General features: G+C 35.3%; 27 protein-coding genes and 1 pseudogene. 13 read left to right on the top strand and 15 right to left on the bottom strand.

The features are described from left to right. Nucleotides 1-112: 112 nt before the first annotated feature. The 15 genes and pseudogenes from ACP7AQ_RS14040 to ACP7AQ_RS13970 all read right to left on the bottom strand — a co-directional run bounded on the left by ACP7AQ_RS14040 (nt 113) and on the right by ACP7AQ_RS13970 (nt 15,163). A complete protein-coding gene (locus tag ACP7AQ_RS14040) occupies nt 113-2,110 on the bottom strand; it encodes a TonB-dependent receptor (RefSeq protein WP_426095913.1) in 1,998 nt (665 codons plus the stop codon). 88 nt (nt 2,111-2,198) lie between these two features. Continuing rightward, the gene (locus tag ACP7AQ_RS14035; RefSeq protein WP_426095912.1) at nt 2,199-3,047 is read right to left on the bottom strand and encodes a hypothetical protein; all 849 of its coding nucleotides are present in this window, start codon (nt 3,045-3,047) and stop codon (nt 2,199-2,201) included. A gap of 136 nt (nt 3,048-3,183) precedes the next feature. Then, complete coding sequence (locus ACP7AQ_RS14030; RefSeq protein WP_426095911.1) at nt 3,184-3,525, bottom strand: hypothetical protein; 342 nt, start codon at nt 3,523-3,525, stop codon at nt 3,184-3,186. A gap of 257 nt (nt 3,526-3,782) precedes the next feature. Beyond that, nucleotides 3,783-5,045: an alginate export family protein gene (locus ACP7AQ_RS14025; protein WP_426095910.1), complete on the bottom strand. Its 1,263-nt coding sequence runs from the start codon at nt 5,043-5,045 to the stop codon at nt 3,783-3,785. 2 nt (nt 5,046-5,047) lie between these two features. After that, nucleotides 5,048-5,662 carry an SCO family protein gene (locus ACP7AQ_RS14020; RefSeq protein ID WP_426095909.1) on the bottom strand — a complete coding sequence of 205 codons (615 nt, stop codon included), beginning with the start codon at nt 5,660-5,662 and terminating at the stop codon, nt 5,048-5,050. 84 nt (nt 5,663-5,746) lie between these two features. Then, nucleotides 5,747-6,445, bottom strand: coding sequence for a formylglycine-generating enzyme family protein (locus tag ACP7AQ_RS14015; RefSeq protein ID WP_426095930.1), 699 nt, complete (start codon nt 6,443-6,445; stop codon nt 5,747-5,749). A gap of 101 nt (nt 6,446-6,546) precedes the next feature. Beyond that, a pseudogene (locus tag ACP7AQ_RS14010) lies at nt 6,547-6,852 on the bottom strand (c-type cytochrome); the annotation flags it as partial. A gap of 124 nt (nt 6,853-6,976) precedes the next feature. Continuing rightward, the gene (gene nirK / locus ACP7AQ_RS14005) at nt 6,977-8,467 is read right to left on the bottom strand and encodes a copper-containing nitrite reductase (RefSeq protein WP_426095908.1); all 1,491 of its coding nucleotides are present in this window, start codon (nt 8,465-8,467) and stop codon (nt 6,977-6,979) included. 110 nt (nt 8,468-8,577) lie between these two features. Beyond that, nucleotides 8,578-8,814, bottom strand: a complete 237-nt coding sequence (locus ACP7AQ_RS14000; protein WP_426064074.1) for a cytochrome C oxidase subunit IV family protein — start codon at nt 8,812-8,814, stop codon at nt 8,578-8,580. 3 nt (nt 8,815-8,817) lie between these two features. Beyond that, nucleotides 8,818-9,399: a cytochrome c oxidase subunit 3 gene (locus ACP7AQ_RS13995; RefSeq protein ID WP_426095907.1), complete on the bottom strand. Its 582-nt coding sequence runs from the start codon at nt 9,397-9,399 to the stop codon at nt 8,818-8,820. Between the two features lie 23 nt (nt 9,400-9,422). Next, on the bottom strand, nt 9,423-10,388 hold the full coding sequence (locus ACP7AQ_RS13990; protein WP_426095906.1) for a DUF438 domain-containing protein: 966 nt from the start codon (nt 10,386-10,388) through the stop codon (nt 9,423-9,425). Between the two features lie 8 nt (nt 10,389-10,396). Next, on the bottom strand, nt 10,397-12,172 hold the full coding sequence (locus ACP7AQ_RS13985; RefSeq protein WP_426095905.1) for a nitric oxide reductase activation protein NorD: 1,776 nt from the start codon (nt 12,170-12,172) through the stop codon (nt 10,397-10,399). Between the two features lie 204 nt (nt 12,173-12,376). Beyond that, nucleotides 12,377-13,156, bottom strand: a complete 780-nt coding sequence (locus ACP7AQ_RS13980) for a CbbQ/NirQ/NorQ/GpvN family protein (RefSeq protein ID WP_426095904.1) — start codon at nt 13,154-13,156, stop codon at nt 12,377-12,379. A 133-nt stretch (nt 13,157-13,289) separates the two neighbouring features. Further along, nucleotides 13,290-14,717 (bottom strand): cbb3-type cytochrome c oxidase subunit I, encoded by a 1,428-nt coding sequence (locus ACP7AQ_RS13975; RefSeq protein WP_426095903.1) that lies wholly within the window; start codon nt 14,715-14,717, stop codon nt 13,290-13,292. Nucleotides 14,718-14,728: 11 nt separating this feature from the next. Further along, a complete protein-coding gene (locus ACP7AQ_RS13970; protein WP_426095902.1) occupies nt 14,729-15,163 on the bottom strand; it encodes a c-type cytochrome in 435 nt (144 codons plus the stop codon). A gap of 306 nt (nt 15,164-15,469) precedes the next feature. On the opposite strand from ACP7AQ_RS13970, the gene ric reads away from it, so the two are divergent. The 13 genes from ric (at nt 15,470) to nadB (ending at nt 26,691) form a co-directional block, all read left to right on the top strand. Continuing rightward, on the top strand, nt 15,470-16,201 hold the full coding sequence (ric, locus tag ACP7AQ_RS13965; protein ID WP_091204656.1) for an iron-sulfur cluster repair di-iron protein: 732 nt from the start codon (nt 15,470-15,472) through the stop codon (nt 16,199-16,201). Nucleotides 16,202-16,240: 39 nt separating this feature from the next. Then, complete coding sequence (locus ACP7AQ_RS13960; protein ID WP_426095901.1) at nt 16,241-18,361, top strand: ribonucleoside triphosphate reductase; 2,121 nt, start codon at nt 16,241-16,243, stop codon at nt 18,359-18,361. 278 nt (nt 18,362-18,639) lie between these two features. Further along, the gene (gene nrdD / locus ACP7AQ_RS13955; RefSeq protein ID WP_426095900.1) at nt 18,640-18,804 is read left to right on the top strand and encodes an anaerobic ribonucleoside-triphosphate reductase; all 165 of its coding nucleotides are present in this window, start codon (nt 18,640-18,642) and stop codon (nt 18,802-18,804) included. Then, on the top strand, nt 18,788-19,477 hold the full coding sequence (locus ACP7AQ_RS13950) for an anaerobic ribonucleoside-triphosphate reductase activating protein (protein ID WP_426095899.1): 690 nt from the start codon (nt 18,788-18,790) through the stop codon (nt 19,475-19,477). Before nrdD ends, ACP7AQ_RS13950 begins: the two co-directional genes overlap by 17 nt. Before the next feature lie 55 nt (nt 19,478-19,532). Continuing rightward, entirely contained in the window at nt 19,533-19,982 is a 450-nt protein-coding gene (locus tag ACP7AQ_RS13945) for a CopD family protein (RefSeq protein ID WP_426095898.1), read from the top strand. Nucleotides 19,983-19,993: 11 nt separating this feature from the next. Further along, on the top strand, nt 19,994-20,458 hold the full coding sequence (locus ACP7AQ_RS13940) for a hemerythrin domain-containing protein (RefSeq protein ID WP_426064085.1): 465 nt from the start codon (nt 19,994-19,996) through the stop codon (nt 20,456-20,458). 77 nt (nt 20,459-20,535) lie between these two features. After that, the gene (locus ACP7AQ_RS13935; RefSeq protein WP_426064086.1) at nt 20,536-20,970 is read left to right on the top strand and encodes an RrF2 family transcriptional regulator; all 435 of its coding nucleotides are present in this window, start codon (nt 20,536-20,538) and stop codon (nt 20,968-20,970) included. Nucleotides 20,971-21,116: 146 nt separating this feature from the next. Continuing rightward, nucleotides 21,117-21,509, top strand: a complete 393-nt coding sequence (locus tag ACP7AQ_RS13930; protein WP_426095897.1) for a hypothetical protein — start codon at nt 21,117-21,119, stop codon at nt 21,507-21,509. Between the two features lie 11 nt (nt 21,510-21,520). Then, a complete protein-coding gene (locus ACP7AQ_RS13925; RefSeq protein WP_426095896.1) occupies nt 21,521-21,931 on the top strand; it encodes a hypothetical protein in 411 nt (136 codons plus the stop codon). Between the two features lie 188 nt (nt 21,932-22,119). Further along, on the top strand, nt 22,120-22,620 hold the full coding sequence (locus ACP7AQ_RS13920; RefSeq protein ID WP_426095895.1) for a hypothetical protein: 501 nt from the start codon (nt 22,120-22,122) through the stop codon (nt 22,618-22,620). Between the two features lie 277 nt (nt 22,621-22,897). Next, nucleotides 22,898-24,157: a pyridoxal phosphate-dependent decarboxylase family protein gene (locus ACP7AQ_RS13915; protein ID WP_426095894.1), complete on the top strand. Its 1,260-nt coding sequence runs from the start codon at nt 22,898-22,900 to the stop codon at nt 24,155-24,157. Between the two features lie 75 nt (nt 24,158-24,232). Next, the gene (gene nadA, locus ACP7AQ_RS13910) at nt 24,233-25,162 is read left to right on the top strand and encodes a quinolinate synthase NadA (protein ID WP_426091056.1); all 930 of its coding nucleotides are present in this window, start codon (nt 24,233-24,235) and stop codon (nt 25,160-25,162) included. Continuing rightward, complete coding sequence (gene nadB, locus ACP7AQ_RS13905) at nt 25,162-26,691, top strand: L-aspartate oxidase (protein ID WP_426095893.1); 1,530 nt, start codon at nt 25,162-25,164, stop codon at nt 26,689-26,691. The genes nadA and nadB overlap by 1 nt, the downstream gene beginning before the upstream one ends. Nucleotides 26,692-26,756 lie beyond the last annotated feature (65 nt).

Raw genomic sequence — 26,756 nt, 5'->3', positions numbered from 1 at the left:
GTTTTTTTGAAATTTGGTTTGATAGTTTGGTGATTCATTCTTAAAAAAAACACGAAAAAAGGAGCTTCAATTGAAGCTCCTTTTTTGTTCCAAACTATAAATCTGATACTTTCTAAAACCCAAAACTAATATTCAAAAAGAAACTCCTTCCTTTACGAGGAATATTGTTCCAATCTGAAAAAGTAGAATAATATGTATCTAAAACATTCTCTACTCCTGCTTTTACATTCCATTTGCATTTATCAATCTGAAATGAATAACTCGATGCAAAATTTAAAATAGCATAATCCGGCGTTCTGTCTTCTCCGTAAAAAGGACTAAATTGTGTTTGAACTGCATTTCCCTGAACCGCGATTTCAGAAGAGAATTTATTTAGTCTATAGATCAAAGTTGACGAATACCGCAACGGGCTTATAAAAGGTAAATTCTCTTTTTTATAATCCTGTCCATAGCTGTAAACCAATTGCCCTGACCACTTAAGGTTCGTGTCAAATTGGTATTCAATATTCAAATCAGTATTAAAAATAGTAGCATAATCCAGTGCTGTGTAGATTTTTATTCCGCTTGCGCCAATAGTCATCGGAATCAAATTCTCAGCTGGTTTACCAACAATATAATTTGAGATGTGAAAATAGGAAGACGAGATTTTAGTGCTGATTTTTTTGGTTTTGTAACCAAAAAAAGCATTCGCTTCTGCTGATTTTTCGTTACTTAATTCCGGGTTTCCAATATAATCGTATCTATCAAAACTATTGAATAAATAAAATCCATAGCCCTCAGAAACAGATGGAGCACGCTCACCATAAGCAAGTCCAAATCCGTATTGATATCCATTTTTATCGTATGCATAATTTGAAGAAATGCTTTTTAAAATTCTATTTTTACCTTCTTTCATATTTGGATAAAAAATCTGCAAACTTTCCAGTCCCAACACATCGGCAACTTTATTAAAATGATTCGCAACGCTAGCTGAAAACCTCAAACTGGATTGACTGTTCAAAATTACATTATCTTCCAGAAACACCGCATTATAAAGTGTTCGCACATCCGGCCAGGTAAACATAAACATCAAACTTTCTTTTGGATCGCTCGGATACATCGTCATTTCAGCAATGGAACGGTTGTAAAACGAATTTAAATCGACCAGAAAATGATGGCTTTTAAAAACTCCTTTAACTTTTGAATAGAATCCGTACGTATCGCTCCAACCCGGCATATCCATGCGAATTGGTACAAAAGGTCGTTTGGTGTCATCCATTATGTGTGTAATCGTGTTGTAATAAATTTTGGTTTCCCAATTTTCAATTTTTGATGACTTTGGTACATATTCAAATTTCAATGAAGTGATTAAAGCTTCCGCCAAAGAAACATCCATCGGAAGTGCCGGATACCCCACATCAGTTGCTTTATCATAGATTAATGAAGCTTCCAACATTTTATTTCCATCAAAAGAAAAACCAGAAGTGGCAGAAATATTATATTTTCTAAACTGTGAATACAAAACTTCTTGATTGTTTCCTGCTGAATAATTTTCGGCATCGCGATACATGAAATCAGTATCAATATAAAAACGATTGTTTGCGTAATTGACTGCCGATCCAATAATTTTTTGATTGCCGTTACTTTCAAAACCGGAATGCAATGAAACATCCCAACCGGAATTCATAAATCTGCTGCGATTTCTTTTTAAATCAATAGCTCCGCCAATGGTTGCTCCATGACAACCGCCCAGCTGTCCCGATGTGATTGTGGCTTCCGATAAATTGGAAACCTCAACATAAGACGTTATCGGGTCCATTTTGTCCGTACAAGCCCCAAAAACGCGCATTCCGTCGATAGTAATCAACGTTCTTTCGGTAGCCATACTATTAATAATTGGCTCCCATGCGTAACCGCCTCTTTTAATCATTCCAACTTTTCCAGACTGTTGCAAATACTCCTCCACCGTAGCCAGAGGTTTGGTTTGTTTTTGATATAATTGGGTTTTTTTTCCAATGACAATCACTTCATTTAGTTTTTTTGCAACGACCGTATCTGTAACTTGGTCTTGTGCATAGAGAGTTATCGAAGTGAAACATAAGAGTACAAAACCGTATAATTTCTTTTTCATCATAGAAAAATTAAAAAAAAGGCCAAAAGAACAGCTGTAATTACATTTGGTTTTTTTGACCCTTTTTAGTTAAAAAAATGGAATAGAATTAAAATTCTATCTCAAAGTAAATACTGCTTGCTGGAACTAAATCCGTAATGGTTTCGCCTTTCAAAACAACGTCAGATGCGGTCAAAAGCTGCAAGTCAATTTTCCATAAACCGGTCATGGTCAATGATAATTTTCCATGATATAATTTGTCCAAAGTAGACTGCGTTAAATCAACATTGTTTGGAGAACCATGATTCCCCATGCTTGGCATTCTTGGATCAATTTTAACTTTAAAATTATCAACTACTGGAAAACTCATCATCGATTCCATTTTATAAACACCAACGGTAATATCGTTCAGCGCCACTTTTGGATGATGTGGTTCAATGTAAGCCACAATATATTTTACATTATCAGAACCTGTAAAAGTAGTCACTCTTTGTTTAGCAGAAGCCGGAACATCAATTACTGAAGTTGCCGTATAAGCGGCTCCATTAATCGTATAATCAATTTTTAAATCCCAATATTCCGTGGCGTTTTGAGGCATTTGAAAAACAATATTTCCTTTGTATAAAGTTCCATCAGCCGTTATTTTTTCCACTCCCGATTTTGGACAAGAATGCGTCATCATAGTCATGTGCATCAATGGAATCCAACTAACAGTCGCATTTTTTTCATAATTGCCACTTGTTTTGTCTTTAATTCTTAAACTGATTTCGTTATAACCTTGTTCTAAAGCTCCCGAATGAGCGTACAATTCGATAGTATGGGTCGTGTTTGTTATTTCTTTGAATTTGGTCAGTTCTGCCAATTCATTTACGGCCGGAGTTTCGCTGTCTGAAGAACAGGAGGGAAAAGCAAGTATTACAGCCATTACAGCCAGTATATTTTTTAATTGAAATTTCATTTCTTTAGATTTTATTTTAAATATTAGGTATTGATTTGCAGGCCATTTTTGGATTATTTATTTCCAAAAAAAGCAAGCAGAATCTCATCCGTTGCGGAAAACGGATTAATAAAAGCACATTACATGCCTAAAAAATTTAAGAAATGAAAGTGGGTGGGTGAAATACAGAAGCAATATTCAAGTAAAAGTATAAATTAGAATAGTACTGGTTTGTTTTTTCTTTGGTACCAAAACAAACGGGTACAATTTCGAAAGATTTGATTTCCTCAAAAATGAGTACATCAAGTATTGGAGTAGTTCCTTTTTTATCTGAAGAAAGCGGTTTTTTACCATCAGAAGCCTTAGCCAATTCTTTCATCAAATGACATTTCCCGTTACATTGCATTTTAGGTTTATCCCTGTTGATACAAAGTACTTTTGAAATATATTCATAATTGACAACATACTCTAAAACCGGAAGAATCGGCTTTACAAGCATGATTAATACAATTATGAATATGCTTTTTTTCACAGTGCAAAAGTAATATGTTTTTTAAATTCTACAGCGATTAAACAAATCAGTTACAAAAGAATATTTTTAGAATTTATTTTTAAAAATCTCTGATTATTTATATGCTTACCCAGAGGAAATACACATTATAATCCTTAGTTGCTTATTCACCAAAATTCATGAAAACTTATACCTAAGAACACGAAACGAGATAACTAATTCTCGTTTTAATCGCGATATCAGCATTATTTTAAACTAAATAATCTAGGACTAAATGAGACCATTACCCAAGCCCAATTATTGGTATTGGCGGCATCAGTAACATTTTTTAATCTTTCTAAAGTTCCAGAACCAAACATTTGAGAGTATCCCGCTGAAGCCACAATATCCTTCTGAATGATGTAACTGGCAGTAAAATCGAGTTCTGTTCCTAAATAGCTGTCCATTTCATTATTGGAAGCATCCAAAACAGTATTCGGCGCGTTAAAAACATGTGGCATCAACGTAAATTGCCATTTATTTGACATATAATTTAACTTTAAATAGGCATCTTGCAATCCCACACTATTTTGATGATTTCCTACATAAAAATAATCCATGAAGCCATTAAAACCATGATTGGTTCCAAAAATTGGGTTAAACGATTTTATGTCGGAACTGTTATCGTTTTGGTTTTTACCCGAAAGATATTCATATCCTAATCCCGCTTTGAATGTATTGGTCACCGCATAACCAACAAACGCTCCTGCATACCAGGCGTTAACCTTTTTACCGGCGCTTTTTCCAGTTTGTCCGTAAGCACCAAAATTAGTATCCCATTTTTTTTCCTTGAAAGAAAGATACGTACCAAAAGTTTGTTTGTAATCTGTTTCTAAATTGCCAATGGATTTTTCAAATTGATATCCGGTATTTAACAGCAGCAAACTCAAATTTAATTTGCTAAACTGGGTATGATACCATGCATATTGCAAGTTTTTGTAGTTCGTCGTGTAAGCGATTTTCGGCTCCAATAAATTTTCTGCATTGGCATTCAAAGCAAAACCTAAATCCAATTGATGATTCTTAGGATGAAATGTAATTACTGCAGCATCATGACTTTGTCCTTGTTGCGCCCAATCGATTTCTCCAAAAATACGCTGATTGTCATACGAAATCACTTGGCGGCCTATACGTGCATTCCATTTGGTATCAAAATCATATTGCGCCCAAGCTTCAAATAAAGCAATTCCGTTTTTATCAACCGATGTTGTTGTCGCCACATCTCCCCAGGTACGAATGTTCTGAAAAGTCAATTTGGTTTTTAATTTTTCTTGCTTGTAATTAAAATTTAATCGGGAACGTTGCGATACAAATGAGGTTGCTATTTCGCCGTTTGGCATAGGGCTTTTAAAACCGTTTCGGTATTCATAACGCGGTCTCAGTTGCAGATTTACATCCAACTCTTGGGCATAAGTTCCCATGCTTACCATTCCTAAAAATGACAAACCAATTATTTTAAATAGTTTCATGTTTAATTTATTTTTTGAGCTTCCTCAGTAATGTTTTGAATGGTTTGGTCTGAATTGACACCTAAACCTTCTTGCTGATAGGCTAATTCGCCGTCAGCATTGAATACAGTTATGATATTGGAATGGGAGAATTCCAATGGCGCTATTTTTTTATAATTCACAGCTAAAACTGCTGCAAATTCTCTTGTATTTTCTTCTGATGAGCGCAAGAAAACCCATTGTGGGCCGTCCATTTTATTTTCAATTGCAAATGCTTTCAAACGTTTGGGCGTATCTACAGCTGGATCGATACTCACTAAAACCAATGTCACATTATCCTTTAGGTTATTCGGCAATTTTTGTTCAATGTTACGCATGTCAGCCACTAATCTTGGGCAAGCAGACTTACAAGAAGTGTAAATCATTACCATAACCAGCACTTTTCCTTTCAAATTTTTCATTTCTAGATTTTCACCTTCTTCATTGGTCCATTTTGAAGGAAGATTATAAATGGATAAATCCGAAATAGGTTTGTCTATTGTTTCTACTTTTGATTTATTTACACAGGATTGAAGTGATAAAAGAATTAAAACCAATCCTAAAAAAAGCGTTTTACAAGTATTTTTTTTAATTTTCATTTTTGAAAGATTTACCTATTCTGATAAGCTGGGGTTATGACTATTTGATTTCATTTCTGTTGTCATTTGAGTTGATATTGAGCGCTACTTTTTATCTATCGCACATCGAAAACCGAGGTTTTTAGTAGTAAATCGTGCTTTAAGACTTCCTCTAAAAGCATAACGCATAAAAGCGGCATAATTCATTAAATCTGTTGCGTTGACAGAACCGCTTCCGCAAAATAGATTCCGATCCGTATCCTTATCTTTTCTGGATTCCCCGGAAAGAAAAACACTGTTGAAATCGGCTGTCCACTCCCAAACTAATCCATGCATATCATAAACGCCCCAATAATTTTTGAAAGTACGACCTACCGGATTTGCATAGGTTTTTGGCTTTTCATACCACGACAAAATGTAATTATTAAAGTTTTCTTTGGTACGTGCGTCAATTCTTTTCTCATCGGCCATGGCAACATATTCCCATTCGTCCATAGTCGGTAATCGTTTTCCTTGACACTCACAATATTTTTTGGCTGTAAACCAAGAAATATTCGTTACCGGAGCAGTACTTAAATTGGCAGAGCCATAATTAAAATCACTTTCCCAATGCGACAAATAGCTTTTATCGGCAAAAACACCTTTCATTCTGGAGCGACTGTTTTCTGGATATTTCTTTAAAAATTCCAAAAACTGGGCATTGGTCACCGGATAAATGTCAAGTTTAAAAGCTTCAACTTGCACTGGTTTTTTACTTGTAGCTCCATAAAGAGGGACAAAAGTCCCTCTTTCAATAGAAGCCATTTTAACAACTTGAGACGATAGCGATGCTGTAATAAGAAACAAAAATAGTGGCAAAAATTTTTTCAAATTTAACATGGCTAATTTCTTTTAAGTTGTACGAATTATTTTCTTTGGGCTTTTACCATTGCTGGTGTAACCTTGGTTTTATTATTTCCCCAACTGGCGTAAACATACGTCATGGCATCTGCTATCTGTTGATCGCTTAATGCTTGTGCGGGCATGGCGCTATTAAATTTTTTACCATTTACAGTAATCGGTCCCTTTAATCCTTTTACGACTCCTTTTATGGCGCGATTCACATCTTTATTTAAGTAATCTGATTTCGCTAAAGGAGGGAAAGCACCCGGAATTCCTTGCCCGGCAGCTTGGTGACAAGCGATACACGTTTTCGCATAGATTCCTTTTCCTTTATCAGCGCTTTGACTGTATCCTTGTAAAGCCAGTCCCATCATTCCGATGCATAAAATATACTTTTTCATTTTATTGTAATTAAAGTTAAATACTTATTTCAATTTGGATTAATTCCCATTTTTATTCATGAATATCTTTTACTTTTGGCGCCACTTTTCCTCTCAATGTTTTAACCATTGCCGGCGTTACAACCGTTTTATTATTTCCCCAACTATCGTAGACATAAGTCAACACACTAGCTACTTCATCGTCGGTCAAATTTTGACTGGTCATAACATTATTGAATTTTTTACCATTTACAGTAACTTCTCCGCTCAGTCCGTGTAAAACCGCATTTATTGCTCTATCAGAATTAGCGTTTAAGAAATCTGATTTGGCTAAAGGAGGAAACGCGTTCGGAATTCCTTGCCCTTCTGATTGGTGACAGGCGAGACAGGTTCTTCCGTATAATTGTTTCCCTGCTTTTATATGTTCGGCTACAGTTTTTACCGCAACACTTTTAGTTGCTCCTTTTACTTTTGGCATATTTTGTATCGTACCACCCTCTGGTAAATAAATTCCTTCTTGAGTAGTTCCGGAATAGACGTTTTTAGTATCATCTCCTTCTACTTTTAACATTCCTAACGCCCCTTTGTTGAAAGCTCTAAAAATAGAGTGATCTACCAGAATAAATGTACCGGGAACTTCAACTTTAAATTCAACTATTGCAGCGCCACCGGCTGGTATCAAAGTTGTTTGGACATTTTTGTTAATCAAATCCCCACCTTCTACATGAACTTTGTCAAATATTTCACCAATTGCATGAAACGAAGAGACTAAGTTAGGTCCACCGTTACCCATATAAATACGTACTGTTTCCCCTTTTTTGGCTGTTAAGGCTTTATCTCCTGTTAATGCCCCTACTTTTCCATTAAACACAACGTAATCAGGTTGTTCTTTAATCGCTTTATTCATATCAAATGGTTGAGAGCCTTGTTCTCCATAATTTCCTTTGGTATAAAAATCGCCTTGCATGATGTAGTATTCTTTGTCAACTGGAGGCAAACCACCTTCAGGTTCCACTAAAATCAAACCATACATACCGTTTGCAATGTGCATTCCAACGGGAGCTGTGGCACAATGGTAGACATACAAGCCAGGATTCAACGTTTTGAAATTGAATACTTTTTCATGTCCCGGTGCCACTAATGAAGATGTTGCTCCTCCACCTGGTCCAGTTACCGCATGTAAATCAATATTATGTGGCATTTTATTATCGGGGTGATTTTTTAAATGAAATTCTACCTCATCACCAACTCGAGTTCTTATAAAACTTCCAGGAACTGATCCTCCAAACGTCCAATAGGTATATTTAACACCATCTACCATTTCGCCCTCTTGTTCTTTAATTTCCATGTTCACAACCAATTTCGTAGCGGCACGATCGCCCACTGGTTTAGGAACAAAAGGAGGTGCCGTCAGTTCTGCTGTCTTTTGACCATCTATCGTAATACTTTCATAATATTTTGAGTCTTTTTCCTCATTTTTAGAACAAGAATACAGACCAAGGGCTACAAAAAAAGCAATGGCCAATACCCTACTCTGTTTGTTGAAATTAAATGTAATTTCCATAATAATTTAGGTGTTAAATTAAGCGTTATTTTATAGTGTAAAAATAAAAGATAACTTTATCCTTTATCATGACATTTGTCATGTATTTAACTTTTATTTAAGAAATGTTTCTACAAAATAATACCTAAAACAATCAATCCTAAAACTGAAATTAAACTCACTTTCCAAAAAGCATTTGCCTTTTTAAGTTCCATGAATTTGAAAGAAATCAAGAGAAATTTCACTGCTGATAAGCCTATAATTAAAATAATAGTAAGGCGAGAAACAGACATTGAATTCGAAATCAAAGCGGTCGAAGCCGTCAATAAGATCAGTAACCCATACGTGATAAAAAGTGTTTTTTTCATTTTCTAAAAAATTAAGTAGAGAACAGGAAACAAAAGAAGCCAGATTAAATCGCACATGTGCCAGAAAGCGGCGCAAGCCTCGATGTCTTCAACTCCTGTATCCGATTTTTTTTTCATCATTCCATAGTTGGTCCAGATTAAAATAACCAAACCCATAATTACATGAATAAGATGAAAAGCGGTTAGCAACCAATAAAAAGTAAAAAAAACGTTGGTTTCCGGTGTAATATCAGCTTCAATTTTATGGTAATACTCAACGCTTTTTAGTATTAAAAATAACAGTCCGCCAAGCATGGTTAATTTAAAATATAAAGAGGACTTTTTTAAGTTATTCTCTTTAAACTCATGAACAGCATTGGCCATAAAAAAACCACTTGTAAACAAAAAAACAGTATTAATTGCTCCTAAAGTACTGTTGAGTTGCAACCGTGACTGATGAAACAATTCAGGTTGCTCTTTTCCATAATAAACAAATACCACAAGTGCCATCCCGAAGGTAAGAAGTTCCAGAAAAATAATAATCCACATCAAAATACCTCCTGGAGGGTAGTAGATGTTTTTGTAATCAATTTTGTGTGTGTTCATTTTAATCTGTATTTAAATATAATTTAATCCCAGTCCAACAATCGTTTTTCGCCTTCTATTTTCTTGATATCAGTAATATCCTGTGACATTTCGATAACGCCTTTATAATTTTTATCAGCATCCCTTACCGCGAAATAGTTAATGTAAATAAGACGTTCTTTATAATTAATCCAAAATGAGGATTCGTTTTTTGTTCCTTTTCTAAATTCGTCCAGAATTTTAAGAACGGTTCCTACACTTTTTGGTGGATGGCAAAACTTGACTTCACGACCAATAATACCGGCACTTCTTGGAAATACGCGTTCTTCTCCCCGATTATAGAAAATCACTTTGTCGTTTTCATCAACATAAGTCAAATCTAACGGCATCGTTTTAAAAAGTAAATTCACCTGCTCCACCGTCATATATCCTTCATCGTAATGAGCCGTATTTTCGAGCGAAAAAGACATTTCTCTTTTGGTATAATCTTCACTTGGGTGAATGTATTCTTGTTTTGGATAAGGAGCAGGAGCTTCTGGCAGCATCCAGCCAATTTCTTCTTCGCCTTTGCGCATTTCAATCCAGTCGGCTTCAGTAAGCAGTTCTAAGGCATTTGGAAACAAAACCGCTTCTTCCATTTGCATCAATCGGTCGATTCCATTCACCAAAAAGGGAGTATTGATACTAATTTTTTCTGGATTATTCATTTTAAGATAGTACTGAATTAAACGGAATTGCTCTCTTAAATTATCATGAAAGGACCACATTCCCTGAGAAGGACCGTTCCATTCTTTTTTTTCTAAAAACGGAAAAAGCTGATTTTCCTTACGGGCAAATCGTTTCTCGATGGTATGAAGCTGATTGAATATATTAGTATATTTCTGCAAATCATCCTCAGGATTTACAGCTGATAATTCTTCTAAAAGTGCCTGAATAATTTCCTTTTCCTGAAAGTAAATCTGAACCGGATGTCCTTCGGGAAGTATTGTGGTATTTGAAATATCGTTCATTATAGTATTTATTTTTGATGTTTAATTTTTTCGTACAATTGCACTAAGGATCGCAATAGTTCTACTGGTGTAGTTAGAATTTGATAATGATTTTGCCCGAACATTTGCGGCAGATAATATTTTGCCTGAGCTTCAATAGCCAAAGCATAGGAATTAATATTCCTGTTGTTGAGTTCCCGAAGTGCTTGTTTCACATCATTGATGCCGTATTTTCCTTCGTATTTATCGTAATCATTGGGTTTTCCGTCAGAAATCAGGATGACCCATTTATTTTTTGTGTTTCTTTTATCAAGTCTTGCGCCGGCGTGACGTAAAGCGGCTCCAATTCTGGTGTAGCCATTCGGTTCCATCGCTCCAATTTTATGTTTGGCGATGTTCCAGTTTTCATCAAAATCCTTTACCGTTAAATAGGTCGAAAAATTGCGGGTTTTGGAGTAAAAACTGTCAATGGAAAAATCGATATTGAACTCGTTTAAGATTTCTCCAAAAAGAATAGAAACTTCTTTCTCCACATCAATCACACGATTTCCTGCGGCATATCCATCACTGGAAAGACTGATATCCAAAAGGATTAATATCGATAAATCTTTTTCTTTTTTTCGATTTGAAATGTATATATTTTCCGAAGGTGTCCGTTTCGAATGAACATCAATATACAAATCCGTAATGGCATCAATATCAAATTCATCTCCTTGTGTCTGGCGTTTTTGCTGCTGCATTCTGTTATTGACATTGGTCAGCATTTTTCGCAAACCCAATAAAGTCGAAGCATTTTTTGCAATGGTCTTTTTATAGTAATTAGGATCCGTTTTCTGTTGTGATTTCGGATATACTTTACAGAAATTCTCCTTATAAATACGCTTGCTAAAATCCCATTCGTTATACGTAAGATGGAATCCTTTAGCATCAATTTCGGCACTTTCGGAGATAGAAGTATTCTCAATAAAATCAGATTGATATACGGAATGTGCCGTATCATCTACCCGAACCGTGTATTTCATATTCAACTCTTCCAATGCTTCCTGATGCTCTTCCAATTCGTCAGAACCATCAAAGTCACGCCAGGTTCCATTGAATTCTTCGGCAGTTTCCACTTTTTCGAAATTGTGAAGCAGAACATAATCTTCCTGTTGTTTTTTATCGATCTCAACAGTAATCACTTCTTCTACCGCTTTTGTTTTTAAAGTAGTTAAAGCCTGATTTTCATTTGCTTTTTTAGTTTTATAGGAGAAATTTTCGAGAGTGGAATTGCTGTTTTTTTCTATTTCATTTTGCATCCATTTGCCATACAGCCAAGAAAAATCAGGAGCATTTTTTCCATTTTCCTTTTGAATTAAATGCAGTTTTGTTTCGGTATGAAATTTTTTATCGATAGAATATTCTTCAAACAAAATGGCTAAAATAGCTTCTGATGTTTCAAATGCTTTTTGTTGAGAAAGTGCTAATGGCTGGTCTTTTTCTTCAAAAGTCCAATTCAAATTCAACCGCTGCTGTACGCTCAGGTATAAAATTCTAAAAAGATAAAAAGTAAGGTTCTCTTTTTTTGTTGACAATTTGGAAAAAGAAATAGGAAGAAAAAAATTATTATTTTTATATCCTCCTTCTCTTTCGGCAGGGAAAATTTCGATTGGTTTCCCCGTCAAAGCACGAGCCAAAATAGTCAGTCGAGGTTTTATTTCATTAAGCGTTACAGTTCTTGCAATAATTTCGGGATGAATCTTTTTACTTTTTTTTAAGTGTCTGAATAACTTCCCAACTATATATTCGTCTATTTCGAAACCCATCTTTTCTTAGTGTTCAGTGATCAGTTTTTAGTGATCAGTTATATTAGTGAACCATAATTAAATCGTCAGTACTCAGTAATAGTATTCATTTTTAGTCTTTATTTTCATTTTGATTAAAGTAAAAGCAGCTTTCTCATCAATGGAACACTTATTTAATCATTTATGCAACTGAACATTAAAAAACTGAACACTGACCTCTTTTTTCTATATCATTAGATCACACAAATCTTTCAATGCTTCGACCGTTTGTAAATCATCTGTTAACGGTTCTACAATCGCCACATGAACCGACAATCGTTTTGGAAGACCAGAATGAATAATTTTGGCGGCATCCACTAAAAGTCGGGTCGAAACGGTTTCTGTCAACCCCAATTCGGTTAAGTTTCTGATTTTGTTTCCAATGGCTACCAGTTTTTTGGCAACATCAGGATCCACATTCGATTCTTTTACCAAAATTTCAGTTTCAATTTTCGTTTCCGGATATTCAAAAGAAACGGCAATAAATCGCTGCCGAGTCGATGGTTTTAGTTCTTTAAAACCTCTTTGATAACCGGGATTAAAAGAAGCAACCAACATAAAATCGTCATGCGCTTTTACGGTTTCGCCTAATTTGTCTATGAATAATTCCCTTCTGTGATCCGTCAGGGAGTGAATGGCTACAATAACATCTGGTCGCGCTTCGGCGATTTCATCCAAATAAATAATCGCTCCTTCTTTTACGGCAGTGGTCAATGGTCCATCCAGCCAAACTGTTTCGGCACCTTTAATGATAAATCGTCCAATTAAATCCGTTGATGACGTTTCTTCGTGACAACTAATCGTGATGATTTTTTTATCCAATTGATGTGCCATGTATTCCACAAAACGAGATTTTCCGGTTCCGGTTGGTCCTTTCAACAGGAAAGGAATTTTGTTTTTATAGGCGTGTTCAAAGACCTCTTTTTCTTTGCCTACCGCGTGATAATATGGGATATTTACTAACATTTTTATTATTTTAGAAAAAAACCAGAACACGATAACTATTGTTTTTTTCGGAAATGCAATTCTAAAAAACGGTGGTTAAAGCATTCTGGAAATTTTATTTTAAGTATTCCGTTACACAAAAAAGGTTTCAGTTTTAAATCACTGTTTTTCCTTTTTTCTCACTTGTTCCTGTTAGATTTTCAATTATATGACCATCGATTTTATATCCATCTACTTTATGCCCTTGATTGTCTGCTTCAAGAGCTTCATCTGTAGGTCTTCCGTATTTAATAAAATCAAAAATAAATAGACCAATTCCTATTGTAAACATGGTAGCACAAATAAGAAGCACTACAAAATGGATGCTGATTTCGCTTTGAACAACCATGAAATCCATTTTCATTTTTCGTTCCATATACACTTGAGCAACTCCGGCAACACCAAAGGCTACGGTCATTCCCAAGATTCCAATGTTAGACAGCCAAAAAGCCATCATCCCTTGCGAACTTTCGTAACGTTTACGTCCCGTAAGATTGGGTAAAGCATAACTAATCATCGCAAGAACAATCATAGCATAAGCGCCCCAGAATGCATAATGAGCGTGCATTGCTGTTACTAAAGTTCCATGAGTATACAAGTTTGTTTGTGGCAAAGTATGTGCAAAACCAAGTAATCCCGCACCCACAAAAGAAACAATAGCCGAACCGATCGTCCAAAATAAAGCAATTTTGTTCGGATGGCTTTTTTCCCCTTTTCTGTACATGTTCACGGCAAATAATGCCATCGCTAAGAAAGCTAAAGGTTCCAAGGCAGAGAAAATACCACCAACGATCAACCAAATTTTATTTACTCCAATGTAGTAGTAGTGATGCCCAGTTCCCAAAACTCCAGAAAGAAACGTAAGACCAACAATTACATACAACCATTTTTCGATAACTTCTCTGTCCACTCCAGTCAACTTAATCAATAAGAAAGATAAAATACCTCCCATAATTAATTCCCAAACACCTTCAACCCACAAGTGAACCACCCACCAACGGAAAAAAGAGTCCATTACCTGGCTGTCAAACCAAATCATTCCGGGTATGTAAAGCAGGGCTGCAAAAAACAATCCCATTGTTAGTACCAAAGCCGTGGTAGTTTGTCGTTTTCCTTTATAAAGTGTACCCAAAATTATGAATAAGAACAACAGTACATTTATGACTACCAAATAGTCTAATTCTCTTGGAATTTCAAGAAATTTTCTTCCTTCCCAATGGTTGAAATGAAAACCAATTATAGTAACAACGCCAACAATAGCTAAGGAAATCAGTTGTACATAAGCCCATTTCACGCTTATTAATTCACGTTGCGCTTCTTCGGGAATAATGTAATATGCCGCACCCATAAAACCGGTTAACAACCATACCACCAACAAATTAGTATGCACCGCTCGTGCCACGTTAAAAGGAATAATTTCATGCAATCCTTGAATTCCTATTCGGTCAAAGCCCATGATAAAGCCATAGACAATTTGCAGCGAGAATAAAAGCATGCACAATGCAAAAAACCAGTAGGCTACTTTCTGTGATTTATATTTCATTTTTAAAAATTTTAATTATTTTCTTTAGCTAAAGGGGAAACGATGCGGTCGAAACCATTTAAATCTAATTTTCCAATCCATTCGAAATAGGCAACCATAGCATTGGCATCCGCTTCATTCATTTTATAAGCCACCATTTTCCGCCCGTTTGGTGCCCAAGGAATTGGCGACATCAAAACCGCTTTGATGTACCCTTCGCCGCGACGCTCCACTACTTTTGTTAACTCGGGAGCATAATAGCCTCCTTCGCCCATAATAGTATGACAGCCCATACAATTGTTGGTCTCCCAAAGTTCTTTTCCTCTCACTACTTCTTTAGTAATCTTACTGTAGTTTGTTTGATCATTCCTTGGCATGAACGAATAAATAGTCAGTCCTATAAAGATTAAAAAGGTGACTAATGTTCCTCCTAAAAAAAATGCTCTTGCCTGTGATTTTGAAAGCATAAGTATTTGTTTTTATTTGTTAATAAATTTACTCTAATTCTAATAAAAGACAAAAGTGTCTTTTATTTGTTTGTTGCAAATTAATAACTTTAAAAAAAGCTAAAACATGATATAAATCATCTTTTTATTATTTTTTAAATTATAACATTAATATTCATTAAAAATGATTTTTAAAAAATACATACGCCTTATAATTAACACTTTATAAATAAAATTACATTAAAAAATTAATTAAGGATAAATTTGTCTTTTATTAAAAATAATGATTATTTTTGTATAAATAAATTTTAATCGAAAACAGATCTCATGGAAACTTTAGAGAAAATAACAATTGGAGAATACGTTGCAAAAGATTTTAGAACCGCAGCAATATTTTCAAAATACGGAATAGATTTCTGTTGCAAAGGCAATAGAACAATCGAGGAAGCTTGCGAAAAAAAAGGCGTCGATACGGATCAATTAATGGACCAGATAAATACGGTTTTGGCAACCAAAAATGACAGTGCCATTGATTTCAAAACATGGCCTTTGGACTTATTGGCAGATTATATTGAGAAAACGCATCACCGTTATGTAGAAGAAAAAACGCAAATTTTACTACCTTTTTTAGATAAACTGTGCAAAGTACATGGCGCTAATCATCCTGAATTATTTGAAATCAATGAACTCTTTATTGGTTGTGCAGGCGAATTAGCGCAACACATGAAAAAAGAAGAACTGATGTTGTTTCCTTTTATCAAAAAAATGGCAAAAGCAGCGCTTACCGAGGAACAAATTGCGAAACCACAATTTGGAACCGTAAAAAACCCCATTGCCATGATGATGGAAGAGCATGAAACCGAAGGCGATCGTTTTGTTAAAATAGCAGCATTAACCAATAATTACACGCCACCGGCCGATGGGTGCAGTACGTTCCGCGTGACTTATGCGATGCTAGCTGATTTTGAGCAGGATTTACACAAACACATTCATTTGGAAAACAATATTTTGTTTCCAAGCGCGATGCTTTTAGAAAAAAAATTCTCCGAACAAGAATAAAATACACTCCAATTCTAAAATTTAAAATCATCACGTGCTATGGAAAAATATGTTATCAAAAGAAACGGCGAATACAAACCTTTTGTGCCTTTCAAAATAAAAGACGCAATTGAAAAAAGCTTTCAGAGTGTTTCCATAGCATTTGATGAAATTCTTTTCGAAAAAATTATTCAGGATTTACAATCCAAAGAAACCTGGGCCGTTGAGGAAATCCAGGATTTAATCGAGAAAAACCTTTTTGAAAAACAATATTTCGAAGTCATGCGTTCCTTTATGTTGTTTAGACATACTCGCAAATTGCAACGCGAACATGTGAATGGGTTAAACGAGGACACCACTTATGTTGACAGCACGCAAACCATCGAAGAATACATTGAACAAACGGATTGGCGCATTAATGCCAATGCCAATACCTCCTACTCTAATGCGGGATTGGTCAACAATGTTGCCGGCAAAATTATTGCGAATTATTGGCTCGACAAAGTATATACAAAAGAAGAGGGTTATGCGCATCGCAATGGCGATATTCATATTCACGATTTGGATTGTTTGACCGGCTATTGCGCCGGCTGGAGCCTGCGGGTGCTGCTCAACGATGGTTTTAATGGCGTTCGCGGACGCGTGGAAAGTAAAGCGCCTTCACATTTTAGAGAGGCTTTGGGGCAAATGGCAAATTTCCTTGGGATTTTACAAAGCGAATGGGCCGGAGCGCAAGCCTTCAGTTCGTTTGATACCTATTTGGCGCCTTATGTTTTTAAAGATGATTTGTCTTTTGAGGATGTCTTGAAAGCCGTTCGCAGTTTTGTTTACAATTTGAATGTTCCGGCGCGTTGGGGACAATCGCCTTTCACAAATATTACTTTGGACTGGGTTGTTCCCGATGATTTGAAAACCCAAATTCCGACGAAAAATGATTTTCATTTTTACGAAAATAATTTTGATTATGATCTCTTATTGCGAGCCAGGGAAAGAGGCGTTACAAAAGTAACCGAATTGCGTTACGAGCATTTTCAAAAGGAAATGAACCTCATCAACAAAGCGTATTACACCGTAATGACCGAAGGCGACGCTAACGGACAGCCGTTCACCTTCCCTATACCAACGGTAAACATTACCGAAGAATTTGATTGGGATGGCGAAAATACCGATTTGCTTTTTGAAAACACAGCCAAAATAGGTTCATCCTATTTCCAGAACTTCATTGGAAGTCAATATATTTTGGATGAAAATGGCAATAAAACAGAAAACGAAAATGCGTATAAACCGAATGCCGTTCGCAGCATGTGCTGTCGTTTACAATTGGATTTAAGAGAACTGTTAAAACGAGGAAACGGACTTTTTGGAAGTGCGGAAATGACGGGAAGCATTGGTGTCGTGACCATTAATATGGCGCGTTTGGGTTATTTATTCAAAGGAAACAAACAAGAATTATTCAAACAATTAGATCGGTTATTATATATTTCTAAATCTACTTTAGAGAAAAAAAGAGTATTTATCCAAGAAATGTACGACCGAGGTTTGTATCCGTACACCAAACGGTATTTACAACATTTCAGAAATCATTTTTCGACAATTGGTGTAAACGGAATGAACGAAATGATTGCGAATTTTACCGGAAAACAAGACGCTATTACTTCATCGTCAGGAATCGAATTTGCATCAGAAATCTTGGAACATATTCGGAATCGAATGAAAGAATTCCAAGAGGAAACCGGGAATTTATACAATCTGGAAGCCACACCAGCCGAAGGAACTACCTACCGATTTGCCAAGGAAGACAAAAAACGTTTTCCAAACATTATACAAGCCGGACAGGGCGACAATATTTATTACACCAACAGTTCCCAGATTCCGGTAGATCACACCGAAGACCCTTTTGAAGCGTTATTTTCACAGGACGAATTGCAATGTAAATATACCGGTGGAACGGTTTTACACTTATACATGAATGAAAAAATCAGCTCGCCGGAAGCCTGTAAACAGTTTGTGAAGAAAGTAATATCTAATTTCAAATTGCCATACATTACCGTTACGCCCGTGTTTAGTGTGTGTCCTGTTCATGGATATTTAAATGGTGAACACGAATATTGCCCAAAATGCGATGACGCTTTAATTGAAGAAAAAAGTTTAAAGCTGAGTAACTCAGGGCAAACGTTTTAAAATAAATTGAAGTTTAAACCACATAGAAACATAGTGTTTATTTCTGTAAAAATAAATTTTGACGGTGATAAGAGTTTACAATAGGAAAAAAAGCATTTGCTTTTTTCTATGTCACCTAAATTTCGACTGTTCGGAAACCATTTAAATCAAAAATTAAATTCTATGTTTCTATGTGGTTCAGATATTTAATGCGTTTGACCTGTTGAGAAACCAACTTGAAATTTATAGCCTATAACTTTTTTGACTTTACACAATTTTAACTTTAAACCTTTAAAAATATGAAAACAGAAACCAACCCGATTTTACAACAAAACCAAAATTTGAGAACCAAATGTTTAGTGTACACAAGAGTAATGGGCTATCACAGACCCGTAGAAAGTTTCAATATTGGAAAAAAAGGAGAACACAAACAGCGAACTCATTTCAGTGAAGGAAAATGTTAGTAACCCCATTTACAGCATAACGCCTTTTACTTTATTAGATTATGCCCATAAATCAGCTTGCATTCTTTGGTTTGCAGGCTGTAATATGCGTTGTTTGTATTGCTACAATCCTGAAATCGTAATGGGAAAAGGAACAATTTCATTCGAAAAAGCGCTCACTTTTCTTCATTCCAGAAAAAATTTGCTGGACGCGGTAGTTTTTAGCGGAGGCGAATGTTTATTGCATAAAAACAGCATTCAACTCATAACCGAAGTTAAAAAAATGGGCTTTTTAGTAAAAATTGACACCAATGGCTCACGACCTGAAGTTTTGCAACAATTACTTAAAAATCAATTGATCGATTATGTGGCGCTGGATTTTAAAGCCATGCCCGCTCATTTTGAAAAAATAACGCAGTCTAATCTTTTTCTGCCTTTTGAAAAATCGTTGCATTTATTATTAGAAAGTGGGTTTCCGTTTGAAGTTCGCACCACGGTACATTCGGATTTGACAGATACGAATCACATGCAAGCCATGATACGATATTTACAACAGCAAAACTATCAGGGAAATTATTACATCCAGCATTTTGTAAATGGCGCAACAACGTTAGAAAAATTGGGCTATTCTGTTAGGGAATTGGAAAAGGAAAATCTTTCTACCGCATGCATTAAAGTACATTTTAGAGGTTGATTCTAAAGTAAAGTTGCTGACAAAAACGTATCTTTAAAAATAAATAAAATTTTACATGAATCATCATTTTTTGTTAATTATCCATCTTTTAAGTGCTACAGTTTGGGTGGGCGGCCATTTGTTGCTGGTCTTTGGTCATTTGCCACAAGCCCTTAAAGAGAAAGACCCGAGCATTATTTTAAATTACGAAAAAAAGTATGAGCCTGCAGGAATGACAGCATTGGTTTTACTGGTCGTTACAGGAATTTTAATGGCGTACAAATATGGCGTTAGCATCGCATATTGGTTCCAGTTTGACACTCCTGTTGAGAAAGTAGTTTCAACAAAATTACTTTTATTGTTTTTGACAGTAGCCTTCGCCTTGAGCGCACAGTTTAGGGTAATTCCCAAACTTAAAAATAATCCAGACAAGTTGCCTGAAATGGCTTTTCACATACTATCCGTTACGACAATTGGTGTATTGATGCTCATTTTTGGCTCTTACATCCGTTTTGGCGGGTTTTAAATTTATACCTTATGATGTCAAATAAACCATTAAAAAGAGCTCCGGAATTACAACCTTTAAGTCACGATCATCACCATGGCTTGCAATTGTGTTGGAAAATACGAACGGGTTTTTCAAAGCAAATTGAACCCGATCGCATCAAAAAATATTCACATTGGTTTTACAAAACACATTTAAAACCGCATTTCGAATTGGAAGAAAAGTACGTCTTTCCTATTTTAAATGCAGAAAATGACCTTGTAAAACGATCGTTGACGGAACATCGTCGTTTGAAACGCTTATTCAAGCAAACTACCAATGTAGAAAAGTCTTTAGTACTCATTGAGGAAGAATTGGAAGCACACATTCGTTTTGAGGAACGCATTTTATTTGTTGAAATTCAAAAAATAGCCACCCAAGACCAATTGGCTAAAATTAAAGAAATTCATACTGAAGAATCTTTTACAGAGAATAACGATGATCCTTTTTGGATTTAAAAAAATAGCCAACCCAAAAAATAAAGGATATTCAAAAGGAATAGCAAGTATTTCTCTAAATTTGTAAAAAAACAACTATGTTTTCTAAAACCTGTGAATACGGAATTCGGGCCACCATTTTTATAGCATCCGAATCCTATCAAAATAATAGAGTTGGGCTTAGAGATATTGCAAAAAAAATAGATTCTCCCGAGGCTTTTACTGCCAAAATTTTACAGATATTATCCAAGGCTAATATCATCCGTTCTATAAAAGGTGTTGGTGGCGGATTTGAAATCCCAAAAGAAACCATGAGCCAAATAAAACTATCCCAAATTGTAACGTCATTAGATGGAGATCGCGTTTTTACCGGTTGCGGTTTAGGATTAAGTCACTGCTCCGAAGATCACCCTTGTCCGGTTCACGATAAATTCAAGTCTATCAAAAATGAATTGGCTTTCATGCTCGAAAACACCAACCTGGAAGAATTAGCAATGGGAATAAAATCAGGTGATACTTTTTTGCGGTATTAACCAAAAGTAATTTTTTTATAAAAATGTTTTATGGCAGGAAGCCATCCAAAAACGGGTGGATTGGAGCCATTTTATGGCTGGTATATAATAATTGTGCGTCATTTTGGACAAACGAAAACGAGAAACAAAAGTTTAATAAGCAATAGATGAATTTCGAAGAAATTGAAAAGATTCAAATTGGAAAGAAAGCAGAATTCACATCTGAGTTGAAAAATAATTTAAAAGATTATTCCTTTCACTGTAAAAATTGTGATAACATTTTAAAAATGAATTATGAAAAGCAAATAGATAATTGCTGGACTGGACACTCAAATAAAATAGAAAAAGAATTATATGAAGAATTAAAAAAATTCTATAATATCGGATTATTTAATAAATCTATCGACGGTGGATTTCCTGTTTTCGATAAAATAAAATGTGAAAAATGCAAAATTGAATACATAACTTACTCTGGTGTAAATGAATATTATAATTCACTATATTATGTAATTCTAAATGGAATTTTGAAAGAAAATAAAACGATAGTTGAGCAACACTAAAAAATAAAATAATGAGAAAAGTATCTATCAAAACTTCAAAGTCGATCTTTCTTGCTCTAACTCTACTATTTACAACTCAAAGTTGTAATGAAAATAAAACGATCAAATATTCAAAACCAAATGATAACCAAACATTAAAAAAAGGAGAATGGATAAGTTCATCTGACTCATTAGCAGGAATAAGTATTAGAGGGAAAAAGATAGCTTTTTTTAAAAAAATGGTATTTAATTCAAAGGACATTTATGAATTTTCAATTATTGACTCAATACATAAAAATGACAATTCAGAAAAGAACATTGGCACGTTTTTGTTAGTTGTCAAAAATAAAGACTCAACAAAATTTAAAATATTAAAAAGAAGCAAGAAATTACTTGTAATAGAAAATAAAAACAAAACAGAAACTTATAAATTCTGGAGATAAAAACGAACGAACAACAGCTGTTTCAATATACTTGCGGATTTAGTGGAATTACGTGCTATTATCATAAATCTGCATAACCAAAACTACTCTGCTATTAAGTCCGCATACTTCTTGAAGCAGCAAAACGTTGGCGGTCAGTTTAGCCGAACGACATTCACAAGTTAATCAAGAATTATAAATCAAACTCAATGGATAACCAAAAAACATTAGAAGATATTAGAGATGTTTTTTCCATTTTTCACGACGGAACTATTGAAACTTGGAATGGAAATCGTGAATCACTAAAACTTAAAATTGATTGTGAATATTTGGCGAATAAAATCGATAAATCATACAGAATATTTTATGTGGAATTTGAACAAATTGATAAACTTGAATTCATTCCGTGGATGAACCCAATGAAAAATTCTCAAATATTAGATACAAATATTGAGACAATTTTTCAAACAAGTTTAGAAATTTTATCAGCTGAAATCGAAAATAAAATTGTTAAGATTACTTGTAACCAAAGTAATAACGACTTTGATTATTGGGGCGGGATTTTACTTGTAAATAGCAAAAGCGTGAAAGTATTTGACGAAAAAAATAACGAATTGACGATTGATAAATTAGATGAAATCTGCAATGAATATTGGAACGAAATTAAAGAACAAACTGAAAAAAGCATAATCGAAAAAGAACGTAAATAAAAAACCGAACCGCCAACAGTTACTACAACGGATTTGGCCAATAGGCTCACTGGAAAGTTGGTTTTGTGTTTGGGATGATTTGGCAAATCCGCTCCGTAAAAGTTCCCTTCTAAATAGTTTTCTCGTTAAGGCTGCAAATATCTCTGACTTTGCGTAATTTCATGAATCCACACTATCAAAATTACGCTCATAAACTTTCTATTTTTTAAAACCAAAACCTAACATTTATCATATTTTCTGATTTTTTTAGCATATAGCTTTGGTAAAAATAGTAATCATGCAATTCTGGAAAAAAATCTCCCCAACAGAAAGGCAAATTCGCATTCAAAAAGCATTAGGCGAGAATGTGAATTTTTCTCATGATGCCTCGTTGGGGTATCCTGCATCCAAGTTAGATGGAAAAGTATTTAATGAAGAAGCTCAATTCCTAAAGGATGCGCCCATTTTACAAACCTATGTTGCCAATCCCAATCATATTGGCTGCCATACTTTTGGCACTTCTGAAAAAGCTTTTAGAGGAACACAGGAAATAGAACGAGAAGTTTTGAATGTGCTCGCCGTTGATGTTTTTAAAGCCGAAGCCAATTCCTTTGACGGTTATATTGCTCCTGGTGGCACCGAAGCGAATATCCAGGCCATTTGGATGTATCGCAACTATTTCATGAACAAACTGAATACCAATCTGTCCGAAATTGCTATAATAGCTTCAGAAGACACCCATTATTCCATTCCGAAAGCAGCCAATGTATTGATGCTGGATTGGTTAAAAATTCCTGTTGATTTTGAAACCCGCACCATTGACATATTCGCGTTAGAAAACAGTATTGTCAATGCTAAAAAACGAGGGAAAAAATATTTTATCGTAGTCGCTAATATGGGAACGACGATGTTTGGCGCGATCGATAACCCGAATGATTATATTGAAATCCTCGAAAAACACGACTTAAAATACAAATTACATATTGATGCCGCTTATGGTGGTTTTGTATATCCGTTTAGCAACAAAGCCTCCGAAATCAATTTTGAAAACCCAAAAATCAGTTCCATAACCATCGATGCGCACAAAATGCTTCAGGCTCCTTATGGAACGGGAGTTTTTATTTGCCGAAAAGGATTAATCGAAAATGTTTTGACAAAAGAAGCTGAATATGTCGAAGGAATGGATTTGACGCTCTGCGGAAGCCGTTCCGGTGCAAATGCAGTAGCGGTTTGGATGATTTTATTTACGTATGGCCCTTTTGGATGGTGTGAAAAAATTCGGATTTTACAAATGAGAACAGAGTGGTTGTGTGAACAGTTGGATGCATTACACGTGAACTATTTCAGAGAACCTTTTATGAATATTGCAACCATTCAAGCCGAATATATTACACCAGAATTGGTAAAAAAATTCGATTTGGTTCCCCAAAAACACGACGAAAATAATCAATGGTACAAAATTGTAATCATGGATCATGTCGAAATAGACCATTTAATGGCTTTTATAACAGACTTAAAAACAACACTTCAACAGAAAAACGAAATTGTTTCAGTGTAATGAACTATAAAATCTGCTTCCTAAATTTGAAGTGTAAATTCATGACAAATGATGTTTTTTTTTAAAACTTAACTAATGAAAAATCTTAAAGAGCGCATATTGGAATTGAAAAAAGAGAAAAATGCGGTTATTTTAGCCCATTACTATCAAGAAGCCGATATTCAGGATATTGCGGATTATGTGGGTGACAGCTTGGGATTATCACAAGAAGCAATGAAAGTGGATGCCGATATTATCCTTTTTGCCGGCGTACATTTTATGGCCGAAACTGCCAAAATATTAAACCCGACAAAGAAAGTAATTCTGCCCGATTTGAAAGCAGGTTGCTCATTGGCAGAATCGTGTCCACCAGATTTATTCAAAAAATTCATTGATAAACATCCCGATCACATTGTCATCACTTACGTGAATTGTTCTGCCGAAATAAAAGCGTTGAGTGATATTGTATGCACCTCATCAAATGCTTTAAAAATAGTAGAATCCATTCCCAAAGAAACGTCCATTATTTTTGCCCCGGATAAGAATTTAGGAAAATACATTATCAGCAAAACAGGAAGAGACATGCTGCTATGGGACGGTTCCTGTGTGGTACATGAAGCTTTTTCGCTAGATAAATTAATCGAAGTCCATAAACAATATCCTGATGCAAAGATAATTGCACATCCAGAATCAGAAACACATATTCTGCAAACAGCAAGCTATATTGGTTCAACAGCCGGGATGATTAATTATGTAAAAACAAATCCGAACAATCAATTTATTGTGGCTACCGAAGCGGGAATTTTACATAAAATGCAACAGGAAGTACCGCATAAAATTTTGATTCCGGCTCCTTCAAAAGAAGATAATACCTGCGCTTGCAGCGAATGCGGCTACATGAAAATGAATACATTACAAAAAGTATATGATTGCTTGATTAATGAAAGTCCGGAAATTAATATCCCTGAAAATATTAGAAAAAAAGCCTTAGTTCCCATCGAACGAATGCTTGAATTATCAAAATAATGATTGCAACAAATTACTTAATCATTGGTTCTGGCGTGGCAGGATTGACTTTTGCCATAAAAATTGCAGAACGATTTCCCGATAGAAAAATCACCATAATTACCAAGTCGAACGAAGATGAATCCAATACAAAATATGCTCAAGGCGGGATTGCGATTGTCACTGACGAAACCGAGGATTCTTATCAAAAACACATTGACGACACCCTCATTTGTGGAGACGGTTTGTGTGATGTTGATGTCGTCAAAATGGTAGTCACCGAAGGCCCGAAACGATTGAAAGAACTTATAGCGTGGGGTGCCAAATTTGATAAAACGGCAAAAGGAAGTTTTGATTTAGGCAAAGAAGGCGGCCATTCACGCAACAGAGTGGTACATCATAAAGACCAAACGGGTTATGAAATTGAGCGTGCCATTTTAGAGCAAGTGCATCAAAAAGAAAACATAACCGTTCTGAACCATTATTTTGCACTTGATTTGATAACCCAAAACAATCACTGTTTTGGCGCTTATGCATTGCATGAAAAAACAAAAGAAGTTATCACATTCCAATCTGATTTTACAGTGCTGGCCACAGGTGGAATAGGTCATCTTTACGGTCATACGACCAATCCGGTTATAGCAACCGGAGATGGTATTGCCATGGCTTTTCGTGCAAATGCCGCCATCAAAGACATGGAGTTTATTCAATTTCATCCTACCGCTTTATATGATGCTTCAGCAGGATCTAAATTTTTAATTTCGGAGGCGGTTCGAGGTTTTGGAGCGTATTTGCGTACCCAAAAAGGACTTCGGTTTATGCTGAATTATGATGAAAGAGGCGAATTAGCATCCAGAGATATCGTTTCGCAAAGCATTGATTTGGAACTAAAAAAATCAGGAGACGATTGCGTTTATTTAGATTGTACCCATCTGGATTTAGACGCTTTTATCAAGCACTTTCCCATGATTTATGAGCGTTGCAAAAGCATTGGGATTGATATAGCAAAAGACTGGATTCCCGTTGTTCCCGCACAGCATTATTTGTGTGGCGGAATTACAGTTGATAAAAACGGTAAAACATCTATAGAAAATTTATTTGCCTGTGGCGAATGTTCCCGAACCGGCTTGCATGGCGCCAATAGATTAGCCTCCAATTCCTTGTTGGAAGCGCTCGTATATTCCGACAAAATTTATGCTTATTTGTCCCATGTTTCTATTGAAAATAGTCCATTTAATAGGATCATTTCAAATTGGAAATCCGCTGAAAAACCTGAAATCACTTCAAATTATCTGGCTAAAATGAAAGCCAAATTACAGCTTTTGACGCGTCAGAATGCAGGAATTGTGCGAAATGAATTGGATTTACCGAAAGCCAAAGTACAGCTTTTACATTGGAAAAATGAAATGGAAGAAATTTGTAAAACCCATCAAATTAGTGTCGCGCTGTACGAATTACTAAACATGATTACAATTGGGCATTTAATTGTGCAGCACTCCATTGAACGCGAGGATAACCGTGGTGGTTTTATGAAAATCAATGCTTTATAAGAAATATAGAAATCATTTTTTCAACTCTAAAAAGCAGAAACATTCTAAAAAAATTATTCCAAACT

This window comes from Flavobacterium sp. DSR2-3-3, assembly GCF_049896585.1.
In the GTDB taxonomy this organism is placed as follows: Bacteria; Bacteroidota; Bacteroidia; order Flavobacteriales; family Flavobacteriaceae; genus Flavobacterium.
Note: the sequence above shows the minus strand (reverse complement) of the source record. Positions and strands in the feature narration are given on the sequence as shown.

Bases quoted from the DNA above. Each gene is read 5' to 3' on its own strand.
- ACP7AQ_RS14040 (WP_426095913.1), bottom strand. From the start codon at position 2,110: ATGAAAAAGAAATTATACGGTTTTGTACTCTTATGTTTCACTTCGATA.
- ACP7AQ_RS14035 (WP_426095912.1), bottom strand. From the start codon at position 3,047: ATGAAATTTCAATTAAAAAATATACTGGCTGTAATGGCTGTAATACTT.
- ACP7AQ_RS14030 (WP_426095911.1), bottom strand. From the start codon at position 3,525: ATGCTTGTAAAGCCGATTCTTCCGGTTTTAGAGTATGTTGTCAATTAT.
- ACP7AQ_RS14025 (WP_426095910.1), bottom strand. From the start codon at position 5,045: ATGAAACTATTTAAAATAATTGGTTTGTCATTTTTAGGAATGGTAAGC.
- ACP7AQ_RS14020 (WP_426095909.1), bottom strand. From the start codon at position 5,662: ATGAAAATTAAAAAAAATACTTGTAAAACGCTTTTTTTAGGATTGGTT.
- ACP7AQ_RS14015 (WP_426095930.1), bottom strand. From the start codon at position 6,445: ATGGCTTCTATTGAAAGAGGGACTTTTGTCCCTCTTTATGGAGCTACA.
- nirK (WP_426095908.1), bottom strand. From the start codon at position 8,467: ATGGAAATTACATTTAATTTCAACAAACAGAGTAGGGTATTGGCCATT.
- ACP7AQ_RS14000 (WP_426064074.1), bottom strand. From the start codon at position 8,814: ATGAAAAAAACACTTTTTATCACGTATGGGTTACTGATCTTATTGACG.
- ACP7AQ_RS13995 (WP_426095907.1), bottom strand. From the start codon at position 9,399: ATGAACACACACAAAATTGATTACAAAAACATCTACTACCCTCCAGGA.
- ACP7AQ_RS13990 (WP_426095906.1), bottom strand. From the start codon at position 10,388: ATGAACGATATTTCAAATACCACAATACTTCCCGAAGGACATCCGGTT.
- ACP7AQ_RS13985 (WP_426095905.1), bottom strand. From the start codon at position 12,172: ATGGGTTTCGAAATAGACGAATATATAGTTGGGAAGTTATTCAGACAC.
- ACP7AQ_RS13980 (WP_426095904.1), bottom strand. From the start codon at position 13,156: ATGTTAGTAAATATCCCATATTATCACGCGGTAGGCAAAGAAAAAGAG.
- ACP7AQ_RS13975 (WP_426095903.1), bottom strand. From the start codon at position 14,717: ATGAAATATAAATCACAGAAAGTAGCCTACTGGTTTTTTGCATTGTGC.
- ACP7AQ_RS13970 (WP_426095902.1), bottom strand. From the start codon at position 15,163: ATGCTTTCAAAATCACAGGCAAGAGCATTTTTTTTAGGAGGAACATTA.
- ric (WP_091204656.1), top strand. From the start codon at position 15,470: ATGGAAACTTTAGAGAAAATAACAATTGGAGAATACGTTGCAAAAGAT.
- ACP7AQ_RS13960 (WP_426095901.1), top strand. From the start codon at position 16,241: ATGGAAAAATATGTTATCAAAAGAAACGGCGAATACAAACCTTTTGTG.
- nrdD (WP_426095900.1), top strand. From the start codon at position 18,640: ATGAAAACAGAAACCAACCCGATTTTACAACAAAACCAAAATTTGAGA.
- ACP7AQ_RS13945 (WP_426095898.1), top strand. From the start codon at position 19,533: ATGAATCATCATTTTTTGTTAATTATCCATCTTTTAAGTGCTACAGTT.
- ACP7AQ_RS13940 (WP_426064085.1), top strand. From the start codon at position 19,994: ATGATGTCAAATAAACCATTAAAAAGAGCTCCGGAATTACAACCTTTA.
- ACP7AQ_RS13935 (WP_426064086.1), top strand. From the start codon at position 20,536: ATGTTTTCTAAAACCTGTGAATACGGAATTCGGGCCACCATTTTTATA.
- ACP7AQ_RS13930 (WP_426095897.1), top strand. From the start codon at position 21,117: ATGAATTTCGAAGAAATTGAAAAGATTCAAATTGGAAAGAAAGCAGAA.
- ACP7AQ_RS13925 (WP_426095896.1), top strand. From the start codon at position 21,521: ATGAGAAAAGTATCTATCAAAACTTCAAAGTCGATCTTTCTTGCTCTA.
- ACP7AQ_RS13920 (WP_426095895.1), top strand. From the start codon at position 22,120: ATGGATAACCAAAAAACATTAGAAGATATTAGAGATGTTTTTTCCATT.
- ACP7AQ_RS13915 (WP_426095894.1), top strand. From the start codon at position 22,898: ATGCAATTCTGGAAAAAAATCTCCCCAACAGAAAGGCAAATTCGCATT.
- nadA (WP_426091056.1), top strand. From the start codon at position 24,233: ATGAAAAATCTTAAAGAGCGCATATTGGAATTGAAAAAAGAGAAAAAT.
- nadB (WP_426095893.1), top strand. From the start codon at position 25,162: ATGATTGCAACAAATTACTTAATCATTGGTTCTGGCGTGGCAGGATTG.